At 33.1% G+C, this 1,112-nt stretch carries 2 protein-coding genes and 1 pseudogene; all 3 read left to right on the top strand.

The genetic code is table 11. The features are described 5' to 3' along the window. A pseudogene (locus tag BBROOKSOX_RS11415) lies at nt 1-505 on the top strand (hypothetical protein); the annotation flags it as partial. Then, entirely contained in the window at nt 502-750 is a 249-nt protein-coding gene (locus tag BBROOKSOX_RS11410) for a CPCC family cysteine-rich protein (protein ID WP_180324042.1), read from the top strand. The pseudogene BBROOKSOX_RS11415 and the gene BBROOKSOX_RS11410, both read left to right, overlap by 4 nt. Nucleotides 751-876: 126 nt before the next feature. Further along, nucleotides 877-1,112 (top strand): hypothetical protein (locus BBROOKSOX_RS11405; protein ID WP_139661980.1); only part of this gene is annotated, 236 nt, incomplete at its 3' end.

Raw genomic sequence — 1,112 nt, 5'->3', positions numbered from 1 at the left:
TCAAAATACAGCTATCAATGCAGCGATGGGATTGCATGATGATGGCAAAACAGGAGGGGCATTAAACTCTTGGGGGCAATACGCAAAAAGTGGCGATATTATTTTTGATGTTGCAGGAGGTGGATTAGGTGGTAGCGTTGTTGGTAAAGTTGCTGGTCGTGCAATTAAGAGTGGTATCAAAAACAGTGCTAAAACTGTTGCTGGTGAAGTAAAGAATAAAGGGATTTGGACTAAAACTAAACAAAAGAGTAGAGTGGAAAATGCTTTTAGTCATTATAAGAATCATAAAAAAGACTTTCCAAATGTTCAAAATGCAAAACAATATGTTACATTTGCTAAAAACTTTATAACTAAGCCACCAAAAGGAACTTTAATGAAAAAACGCCCTAATGGAGATAAACTTTTTTATAACCCTAAAAGCAATACATTTGCAATAAAAAGAAAAGGCGTTCCTGCAACGATATTTAAACCAAGAAAAGGTGTAGAGTACTGGAGAAAGCTATAATGTATCCTTGTCAATGTTGTGGTTATTTAACTTTAGGTGAAAATACTAGAGATACATATGAAATATGTGATGTTTGTTTTTGGGAGGATGATGTTGTTCAAAATTATGATCCTAACTTTAGTGGTGGTGCAAACGATCCTAGTTTGAATGATGCAAAAAATAATTATATTAAATATAAAGTAGCAGATAAAAAGAATAAAAAATTTGTAAGAAATCCATATTCGCATGAAATACCTAAAAAATGATGTAATAAAAATGAGAAAAAATGGGACGCTACCCTTTTATCGTAAAAATATAACCCCACCCTCTCATTAAAAACAAAACCACTATTTTTAAAACAAAAAACCACCAAAACTCATTAAAACAACCAAATGCCAAACCCATTTTTAATATCAATTTTAACCTTAATCACAACCCTAGCAACAACTCCAGCCATTGCTAATACAAACCTTAATACTCCAAACAAAACCACCACTATTGTTGGCTCAAACCTCCAAGCCAACACAGATAACGCAGCCAACACAAATAATGGACAAATCAACATAAACAGTCAAAATCTTAACATCCTCTCTAGCCAAGATACCAACAACTATAAAACCCCAACAAA

The organism is bacterium endosymbiont of Bathymodiolus sp. 5 South, assembly GCF_900128535.1.
GTDB lineage: Bacteria > Pseudomonadota > Gammaproteobacteria > PS1 > Pseudothioglobaceae > Thiodubiliella.
The sequence above is the reverse complement of the archived record's forward strand: the minus strand, read 5'-3'. Positions and strand labels throughout refer to the sequence as shown.